This window comes from Pseudomonas sp. IPO3774, assembly GCF_013386835.1.
GTDB lineage: Bacteria > Pseudomonadota > Gammaproteobacteria > Pseudomonadales > Pseudomonadaceae > Aquipseudomonas.
The window spans coordinates 17,713-26,790 of record NZ_JACAQY010000029.1 but is presented as its reverse complement, the minus strand read 5'-3'; the positions used below and the strand labels follow the sequence as shown (position 1 = coordinate 26,790).

At 58.9% G+C, this 9,078-nt stretch carries 12 protein-coding genes and 1 pseudogene; 2 read left to right on the top strand and 11 right to left on the bottom strand.

Translation table 11 applies throughout. The annotated features are described in order from the left end of the window. Positions 1-24 precede the first annotated feature (24 nt). From HYE77_RS16950 to HYE77_RS16930, 5 genes and pseudogenes are all read right to left on the bottom strand, one after another. Complete coding sequence (locus HYE77_RS16950) at positions 25-414, bottom strand: RidA family protein (RefSeq protein ID WP_003208000.1); 390 nt, start codon at positions 412-414, stop codon at positions 25-27. A gap of 23 nt (positions 415-437) precedes the next feature. Next, positions 438-1,222, bottom strand: a pseudogene (locus tag HYE77_RS16945) (amino acid ABC transporter ATP-binding protein). Beyond that, a complete protein-coding gene (locus HYE77_RS16940) occupies positions 1,219-1,881 on the bottom strand; it encodes an amino acid ABC transporter permease (protein ID WP_003207996.1) in 663 nt (220 codons plus the stop codon). Before HYE77_RS16940 ends, HYE77_RS16945 begins: the two are co-directional and overlap by 4 nt. 9 nt (positions 1,882-1,890) lie before the next feature. Then, positions 1,891-2,553, bottom strand: coding sequence for an amino acid ABC transporter permease (locus HYE77_RS16935; RefSeq protein ID WP_003207993.1), 663 nt, complete (start codon positions 2,551-2,553; stop codon positions 1,891-1,893). 52 nt (positions 2,554-2,605) lie between these two features. Next, entirely contained in the window at positions 2,606-3,454 is an 849-nt protein-coding gene (locus HYE77_RS16930) for a transporter substrate-binding domain-containing protein (protein ID WP_003207992.1), read from the bottom strand. Between the two features lie 336 nt (positions 3,455-3,790). On the opposite strand from HYE77_RS16930, the gene HYE77_RS16925 reads away from it, so the two are divergent. Continuing rightward, positions 3,791-4,027, top strand: a complete 237-nt coding sequence (locus HYE77_RS16925) for a hypothetical protein (protein ID WP_003207990.1) — start codon at positions 3,791-3,793, stop codon at positions 4,025-4,027. Positions 4,028-4,175: 148 nt separating this feature from the next. Beyond that, positions 4,176-4,553, top strand: coding sequence for a co-chaperone YbbN (locus HYE77_RS16920; protein WP_177069021.1), 378 nt, complete (start codon positions 4,176-4,178; stop codon positions 4,551-4,553). Here HYE77_RS16920 and HYE77_RS16915 read toward each other — a convergent pair. From HYE77_RS16915 to HYE77_RS16890, 6 genes are all read right to left on the bottom strand, one after another. Next, entirely contained in the window at positions 4,489-5,331 is an 843-nt protein-coding gene (locus tag HYE77_RS16915) for a PhzF family phenazine biosynthesis protein (RefSeq protein ID WP_003207988.1), read from the bottom strand. The two genes, HYE77_RS16920 and HYE77_RS16915, sit on opposite strands and share 65 nt — an antisense overlap. Positions 5,332-5,410: 79 nt before the next feature. Continuing rightward, complete coding sequence (locus HYE77_RS16910) at positions 5,411-6,964, bottom strand: TerC family protein (protein WP_177069020.1); 1,554 nt, start codon at positions 6,962-6,964, stop codon at positions 5,411-5,413. A 435-nt stretch (positions 6,965-7,399) separates the two neighbouring features. After that, positions 7,400-7,870, bottom strand: a complete 471-nt coding sequence (locus tag HYE77_RS16905; RefSeq protein WP_087694195.1) for a hypothetical protein — start codon at positions 7,868-7,870, stop codon at positions 7,400-7,402. 18 nt (positions 7,871-7,888) lie between these two features. Further along, the gene (locus tag HYE77_RS16900) at positions 7,889-8,317 is read right to left on the bottom strand and encodes a hypothetical protein (protein ID WP_003207983.1); all 429 of its coding nucleotides are present in this window, start codon (positions 8,315-8,317) and stop codon (positions 7,889-7,891) included. Next, positions 8,314-8,517, bottom strand: a complete 204-nt coding sequence (locus tag HYE77_RS16895) for a toxin-antitoxin system YwqK family antitoxin (protein ID WP_371132908.1) — start codon at positions 8,515-8,517, stop codon at positions 8,314-8,316. Before HYE77_RS16895 ends, HYE77_RS16900 begins: the two co-directional genes overlap by 4 nt. Before the next feature lie 192 nt (positions 8,518-8,709). Continuing rightward, positions 8,710-9,078 (bottom strand): lysozyme inhibitor LprI family protein, encoded by a 369-nt coding sequence (locus HYE77_RS16890; protein WP_177069019.1) that lies wholly within the window; start codon positions 9,076-9,078, stop codon positions 8,710-8,712.

Genomic DNA, 9,078 nt, shown 5'->3' with positions numbered 1-9,078 from the left:
CCTGTGGTCTCAAGAGACGGGCATTTAGCCTTTTTTCTTGTAGGCCACGCAATCGATCTCAACCTTGCAATCGACCATCATGTTCGCCTGCACACACGCCCGCGCCGGAGCATGTTCCGGGTTGAAGTATTCGCCGAAGACTTTGTTGAAGCTCCAGAAGTCCCGTGGGTCTTCCAGCCATACACCGACGCGCACCACGTCTTCAAGGGCGTAGCCGGCTTCTTCGAGAATCGCCACCACGTTGCGCATGGTCTGGTGGGTCTGCTCGACGATCCCGCCCGTGATGATTTCACCGTCCACCGCCGGCACCTGGCCCGACACGTACAACCAGCCATCCGCTTCCACCGCGCGGGCGAAAGGACGAGGCTGGCCGCCGCCTGCAGTGGCGCCGGTGCCGTAACGAGTAATGCTCATAATGGATCTCCTGAAGTGATGATTTAAAAACGAATGTTCTTGAGAAATTCCGCCAGTCGCGGCGATTGCGGGCGTTCGAAGATGTCTTTCGGCGGCCCTTGTTCTTCAATGCGGCCCTGGTTCATGAAGACGATCTTGTCCGAGACTTCATAGGCAAAGCGCATTTCGTGGGTGACCAGCAACATGGTCATGCCCTCTTCCGCCAAACCCTTGATCAAGCTGAGCACTTCGCCCACCAGTTCCGGGTCCAGGGCCGAGGTGACTTCGTCGAACAGCATCAGGCTCGGGTTCATCGCAATCGCCCGGGCAATCGCCACGCGCTGTTGCTGGCCGCCCGACAGTTGGCCCGGGAAGTGATTGCGGCGCTCCAGCAGGCCGACACGGTCCAGCCATTTTTCCGCCAGTGCAACCGCTTCGTCCTTGCCCATCTTCTTGACCTTGAGCAGGCCCAGGGTGACGTTCTGCAAGGCGGTCAGGTGCGGGAACAGGTTGAACTGCTGGAAGGCCATGCCGGTCATTGCGCGGTGTTGGGAAATCACCCGCTCCGGGTGCGCACACGCTTGCCGCCGACGTCGCTGTAGCCGATGGATTCGCCGTCGAGGGTGATCTGGCCGCCCTGGAATTCTTCCAGCAGGTTGACGCAGCGCAGCAGCGTGGTCTTGCCCGAACCGCTGGAGCCGATCAATGTCACGACGTTGCCGCGCTGCATGCTCAGGTCGACGCCCTTGAGCACTTCCACCGGGCCGTACTGTTTACGCAGGCCGCGAATGTTCAGCAGTGGCTGGCTTTCTTTTGAGAGTTGGTTCATGGCAACGCCACCCGCTTTTCAATGTAACGCCCCAACAATTCGATGGCGTAGTTGATGACAAAAAACATAAAGCCTGCAAACAGGTAGAACTCCAGGGTCATGAACGTCCGGGCGATGACCTGTTGGGTGCTGAGGAGCAGCTCGGCCACACCGATCACCGACAGCAAGGTGGAAGCCTTGACGATTTCGGTGGACGAGTTGACCCAGGTCGGCAGGATCTGCCGCAGCGCCTGGGGTAACAGCACGTAGCCCAGGGATTGATAGAAGGTCAGGCCGATGGCCTTGCCCGCTTCCAGTTGCCCCTTGGGAATGGCCTGCAATGCACCGCGCACGATTTCCGAAACGTGAGAGCCGCAGAACAGCGTCAGGCCCACGGCACCGGCTTGGAACGCAGTGATCTGCCAGCCAAGCGCCGGCAGCATGTAGAAGCACGCCAATACCAGCACAAATACCGGCGTACCGCGGATCAGGTCGACGTACAGGCGAAACGGTGCGCGCATCCAGAATTTGCCGTAGGTCAGTACCAAGCCGGCGACGATGCCGATCAGGGTGCCGAAGATAATGGCCAGGGCCGAGCAGTAGACGCTGGTCTGGAACCCCGCCCAGAGGGTTTCCCGGGCGATCCACAACTCATGCAGCCAGCTGGGGGATTCGTACATGGGCGCTCCTTAGCGGCGAATTGCCAAACGCTGTTCCAGGTAACGGAGCAGCATGGCAATGAGGTAACAGGCAGCCACGTAGAGCGCGGTCGTGACCATCCAGGTTTCAATCACCCGGTAGCTTTCGACGTTGATCTTGCGGGCGTAATAGGTCAGCTCCGGCACCGCGATGGCGGCCGCGAGGGAGGTGTCCTTGAACAGCGAAATGAAATTGTTCGACAGCGCCGGCAGCACGTTGCGCAGCATCACCGGCACGGTGATGTACGCGCGGATACGCCATTCGCCCAGGCCAATGGCCAGGCCCGCTTCACGCAACCCCTTGGGAATGTTCAGCAGGCCTGCGCGAAAGACCTCGGTGAGGTAGGCACCGGCGTACAACGACAGGGTGATGATGAACGAAGGGATCTTGTCCAGCCGGATACCCAGGCTGGGCAAGGCGAAGTAGATCAACAGGATCAGCACCAGGATCGGGGTGTTGCGGATCACCGTCACATACACCGAGGCCACGATGCGCAGCGCACGGTGTTTGGACAGCATCGCAAACGCCATCAACAGGCCGATCACGCAACCGATGGCGATGGACAGCAGTGCCAGTTCAAGGCCGAGGCCGAGCCCCGCCAGCAAGCTGGGGAAATCGCGCCACACAGCGGCAAAGTTCAACTGATAGTTCATGGTCGGCAGTACCTGATTGGGGCGCCTTCAGCGACGCCCCAGGGTTTACGAATTACTTGAACTCAACCGGGAAACCGATCGCAGGCTCTGGCAGGTCCACACCGAACCATTGCTTGAACGAGGCCTTGTACATTGGGAATTCCACACCGGTCATGGCTTCATGCAGGGCGGTGTTGACGAAGTTCAGCCAGTCCTGGTCGCCACGCTTGACGGCGCACGCATAGGTTTGCGGGCTCCAGGCGTAGCTCGGGCTGCGGTAGCGGCCCGGGTTTTGCACCATCAGGTACTTGACCGAGGACTGGTCGGTGGCGGCGGTGTCGGCACGCCCGGAGTTCACGGCCTGGTACATCAGGTCGACGCTGTCGTACTGGTCGACCTTGGCTTTGGGCAATGCCTGGTGCACCAGTTCTTCGGCGTAGACGTTCTGCAGCACGGCCACGGTGACGCTGTCGCCAGCGGCTTGCAGGTCTTCGATCTCTTTGTATTTGCTGTTGGCCGGCAGCAGCAGGCCCACGCCTTCGCGGTAGTACGGCAGGGTGAAGGCCACTTGCTGCGCGCGGCTGGCGGTAACGGTGATGAACTGGCAGCTCATGTCGACCTTGTCGGTCAACAGGTTGGGAATGCGGGCATCGGAAGACTGCACCACGTATTCGACTTTGCTCGGGTCATTGAACAGACCCTTGGCCACGATGTGGCCGATGTCGATGTCAAAACCCTGCAACTTGCCATCCGCTCCCTGGAAGTGCCACGGCGCATTGGTACTGCCTGTACCCACGATCAGGTGCCCACGCTTGAGCACTGTATCGAGCTTGCTGTCCGCCGCCTGCACTACGCTGGCGAGGGAAGCCGATGCGGCGAAGAGAAAAACACACGCTTTGAACACGGAAGGTCGGTGATGCATGACAAGCACTCCAGGGATTGTGTATTCCGCTATACCGGAACTTAGTATGTAACAACGGAATAGACAGCAGAAAGTGTGCCACACGCAGTAACAGAAAAATATTTCTGGATTAATTTCTTTTTAAATCAACGGGATAGATTTTTATCAGCGATAAGGCACTGGGCCAGCCGCTGCAATCAGGTTGCTACCGTTGGCTACACACCGGGGTGACAGGCCACATTTGGGTGCGGGGGCGGGTCGTTACCGTGCACGAAAGCGGTGCAGTGGCCGGATGGAAGAATTCCGTGGCTGGGCTAGTCTTGGCAGATGATCGAGCCCCCCAAGGAACGCTTTCAGATGAAGATCAGTCTTGTCCTTATGTTGTTGTCGCTGGCATTTGCCACCCAGGTGTTCGCCAAGGATGACCGGCGCGAATGCAAGGCCGAGCTGGTCAGGCTGAAGGCGGCGTTCAGTACGAACTACACCACGCAGAATCATCATGGGTATCGCAGGGCCAAGGATGCCAAGGATCAGGGTGACTATAAGCAGTGCGTGGGGTTGGCGAAGAAGGCTCGGGAGCGGGCGGAGCGCTGAAGGCTTTGGGGCTGCTGCGCAGCCCAGCGGGAGCAAGCTCCCTCGCCACAATGGGCCAGTTGGAGGTGGGTACCTGTTAGTTTTGACAGTAGACGGTTTTGATCGCCGGGATTAGCGTGGGCCAGGCCTTTCGCTCAAGGAGATCATCATGGGAATTGCAACGGCGGTGATTGCCGATGCCGAGCAGTATCAGCAGTTGCTCAAGACGCATAGAACGGTGTTCATGCTGTTTGTTTCGCAGCACTGCCCGGCCTGCGGGGAAGCCGGGCCACTGTTTGAACGGATTGCCGGGAAATACGCCAGCTCCGTGAAGAGCCTGGTGCTCGACACTGCCCGAACCCCGAGGCATCCCGAGGTTACCGGCACGCCTACCCTGCTGGTTTTCGAGAATGGCGAGATGATCAATAAGCTGGAGGGGTTCGACGAAAAAACGCTGAGGGAGACGTTCGCCAGGACCAGAATCAGTCCTCCAACATCAACCGCGCCGTACCCGAAACCCGAATCGAGGCACCCTTTTCATCGGTGATCTGCGCCTGCAGGCGCGAACGGCTGCCCATGTCCTCGCCTTGAATGATGTCGATGCGCCCGTTGTGCGGCCAGCCCAGGTCCCGCAGGTAGCCGGCAAAGGCAGCGGTCGCGGCACCGGTGGCCGGGTCTTCGTACACGCCGCCCACCGCAAACGGGTTGCGGGTGTGAAACAGTGTCGGGCTTTCGGCAAACACCAGCACCACGGTACCCAGCCCGGCGTCGGTCATGTAGCGGCGACCGGCCTCCAGTTCATAGTGCATCTGGCTGAGTTTGGCGCGGCTGTCGAGCGCCAGCACCAGGTGGGAGATGCCGGCATGGATGATCGCTGGCGGAATGCTTGGGTCCAGGTCATTGCGGGTGTAACCGAACAGGGTCAGGCCCGCGTCCACCAGGGCATCGTTGGCCGGTGCGCTGCGGGTTGGCGGGGATTGCAGCGCGGCCTCGATCAGGTCGCCTTCGCTGCGGCCGCTGACGGAAATATCGCCGTTGTTCAACGCCAGGTGGAATTCGCCATCGCCCAGCGCCAGGCTCAAGGCCGCACCGAGGGCGATGGTGGCGTGCCCGCAAAACGCGACTTCGGACTCCGGCGCGAAGTACCGCACGCGCCAGCCGTCATCCTGCGGGCAGGCGAATACGGTTTCCGAAAACCCGACTTCGTGGGCGATACGCTGCATTTCTGCAGCTTCCGGCAGGCTGTCACCGATCCAAACACCTGCAGGGTTACCGCCCTGGTTGCCGTCACAGAATGCAGAAATCTTAAGCACGTCCAAAGTCATTCGGGTAACCCTTCCTTAACGGTTCAGTGAGCGGCGATGCTATCCAAAGGCCAGCCCAGCGTCGAATGAAATTCACCCGTTAAAGAGGGGCCAGCAACACCTGCGTGACCCGCCGCTCCTCCACCGCCGCCACGGTCAGGCGCCAGCCTTCATGTTCCAGGCTGTCACCGACCACCGGCAGTCGATCCAGCAGGCTCATCACCAGCCCGGCCAGGGTCTGGTAATCCTCCGTCGCCACAGCCTTGAAGCCGGTGCGCTGGCGGATCAGGTTGAGGTTCAAGGCGCCATTGACGCGAAAACCACCCTCCTCCTCGACGATATCCGGGCCTTCGACCTCACTCGCATCCGGCAACTCACCGGCGATGGACTCGAGGATGTCGGTCATGCTCAACACCCCGATAAAGTCGCCGAATTCGTTGATCACGAAGGCAATGTGAGTCGACTCCTGACGCATCTGCTCCAAGGCATTGAGAATCGAAAAACTCTCCAGCAAGTTGACCGCCCGGCGCGCCAGGTGCTCCAGGTTCGGCTCGTTACCGGCCAGGTATTCCTTGAGCAACTCCTTCTTGTGCACAAAGCCCAATGGCTCGTCGACATTACCGTTGCGGATCAAGGGCAGGCGCGAGTAAGACGAATGCATCAGTTTCAGGCGGATAGTGTCGGGATCGTCCGACAGATCTATTGAGTCCACCTTCGCCCGAGGCGTCATCAGCGTACGGATCGGGCGTTCAGCCAGTTGCAGCACGCCACTGATCATCACCCGCTCGCGCCGATCGAACAGCGGCCCGCCGTTGGCATCAGCGTTATCCAGCAGGTCGGCGACCTCTTCACCTATCTCCTCCACTGCCAGATTACGCCCGCCGAGCAAACGCATTACCGCATGGGCCGTGCGCTCACGTCTCGGCAGCGTGCCCTGGGCCGACTTCTTGCGGCGCGACCGGGCGATCTGGTTGAACAGCTCGATCAGGATCGAGAAGCCGATGGCCGCGTACAGATAGCCTTTGGGAATGTGGAAGCCCAGGCCTTCGGCCGTCAGGGCAAAACCGATCATCATCAGGAAGCCCAGGCACAGCATGATCACCGTCGGGTGGGCGTTGACGAAACGGGTCAGCGGCTTGCTGGCAACGATCATCAGGCCGATGGAAATGATCACCGCGATCATCATCACCGCCAGCTCATCCACCATGCCCACGGCGGTAATCACCGCATCGAGGGAGAACACCGCATCCAGCACCACAATCTGCGCAACGATCGGCCAGAACATCGCATAGGCCACGTTGCCAGTGCGCTGAGCCACATGCCCCTCAAGGCGCTCATGCAATTCCATGGTGGCCTTGAACAACAGGAACACACCACCAAACAGCATGATCAAGTCACGGCCCGAGAAACTCTTGTCGAACACCTCGAACAGCGGTTGGGTCAGGGTCACCAACCAGGAAATACTTGCCAACAGGCCCAGACGCATCAGCAACGCCAGGGACAAACCGATCAGACGCGCACGGTCACGCTGCTCCGGCGGCAGCTTGTCCGCCAGGATCGCGATAAACACCAGGTTGTCGATGCCCAGCACCAGCTCCAGCACAATCAAAGTCAACAGGCCGAGCCAGGCCGTTGGATCCGCTAACCATTCCATTTTTCAGTATCTCTTCAAGTTTTTCAGAATGCCGGGCACGGCAACGCACGGTCGAGGGACCGGGTAAGGGTAGGCAATCGGAAGACGGGGTGCCTGGCCTGGAGGCAGGCGATCAGCGGGAACAGCGACAGTGCATGTCTTGAGGAAAGACGACTGGGAGGCTCCGAGAGGGTGTTCATGCAGGTCCTGTTGTGGGAAAGGGACTTGAATCGTACAGGCGAAACGGGAATTTCCTACAATCTAAAATTATTACAAGATCTGTAGGATCAAGCATTCTGATATTAGGGAGAATGTCGTGAGCCAACAATTTTTCACTATGGTTGGGACAGCCCATAACAAATTTTGAGCATTTGATCGTTCCCACGCTCTGCGTGGGAATGCATACCGTGACGCTCCGCGTCACCCTCGCGCCGGACTTCAGCCAGGCTTGTAGCATCAAGCTTTATCGTCGGGCAGATCAACACGATCTTGCTGCTCTTCACTGATCAGGTATTCAAGAAACGCGGTATACGTCGGCCATGAATCCGGCGCAGTCAACAAGGCCTCCCTACCCAGGCGGCACACATCCACGTCATCACACCAAATCACCCGACCGCCTCCGCCCGAGCAATCCATCACGATCAAACTGGCCGGCGGCTGGGCTAATACCAAAAACTGCCGCGCAAGCCCGGCACGCTCTCGAAGACTTCTGGTTTCGTCCAGGACATTCGGCGCAGGCGCCCACCCTATTGCGTGCAAGGGCAAAACGTAGATTCCAGAGCCATCGAAGAACTCGGCAGCCTCACGAAAATCATCCGCAAGCTCCAGGCCAAGGTGGCTCTGCACCTCATCAAGAAACCCAGGCTCAACGGCGCGCGCGCCATTCAAAAGCAAACATTGCTGCCGGATCATTGCTAACGTGGACATCAACACCCGCCCTCGCGTCTAGAGATTTGCCCGCGTGCCAAGAAAGCGCAGATAGCGCCCATCCTCGTTGTCAAAGATCTCGGCCCCTGCGCCCATGTATGCCCGCATCAATTCATCGGCGGCCTGATCATCGTGGCCCTGATCCAGCAAAACCTGCCCCAGGCGCAGATGTAAAAACGGATTTCCGAGACCGCCCGGACAGGTCATCGCATAGTCCAAGGCATCCCGGGCTGAGCCGTTGAATCCGGATAAAAAGCATGCATCAGCGATGGCAGCCAATACCCAGGTGGAGGCTTCCCAATCATTTTTCGGCTCGGGGATCAAGATCCAGGCCTTGTTGTATTGCTCGATGGCCTCTTCATAACGGCCGTCATCGGCCAATTGATCACCTGCACTGCATAACGACTGGATCTCTTCGTGCAGCGACGCTGCAAGCTCAGTGGTCATGAGGACTCCTCCAGAGATCCATCTGCATCCCAGAACGACCACAGCCCAACTTCCTGGCCACGCTCATAAACGCCCTGCGCCGCCACCTGTCCATTGTCGTGATAGTCCCGCCAGTCGCCGTGTTCGGCGCCATCCACGTAATTCCCCTCGGAAGCCAGGTTGCCGTTTGGGTGGTAGGCGCGAAAAAGCCCATGTCGAATCCATTGCGTGCCGTCCTCGGACAGGTAACGCGAATACCTGAATCGAACCTCACCGGTCTCGTAGGGAATTTCCGCTATGTGTAACGCGTCTGGTTTTTCGTCCATGGCAAACCTGCTGCGGTGTGTTGATGTGCTTTCAGACTCTGTTGAGAAAACTGACTTTAGCCGGCGTTGTACCTTTATGCCCGTTATTCAGAACGGCCCTTTCGTCATCACCCGCTCATCAATGAAGCTACGTAACATCGCAATCCGCTGCGTATAGACTTTGCTCAGGCAACTGACTTGGGCGCCGCAGGTATGCCGTTGCTTGAGCCACACAGCCTGATCATCCATCAACGAACCGCGCCCGCCCATGGCCATGAAGTGCCGGTTGAGGTCATAAAGCAGCGCCATGGTCACGTCCTGATCATTCAGGGAGCGCGTGGCACAGATGGTTTTCTCGTCAGCCGCCTTCGCCCGGTCACAGTCAAAACTGGCCGCCAGGCTTGCAGGGCTGAGCCACAACACAGAAAACCCGGCGAGCACTGCGAATACCGCCGGTTTAATCAAACGAACTGCCAT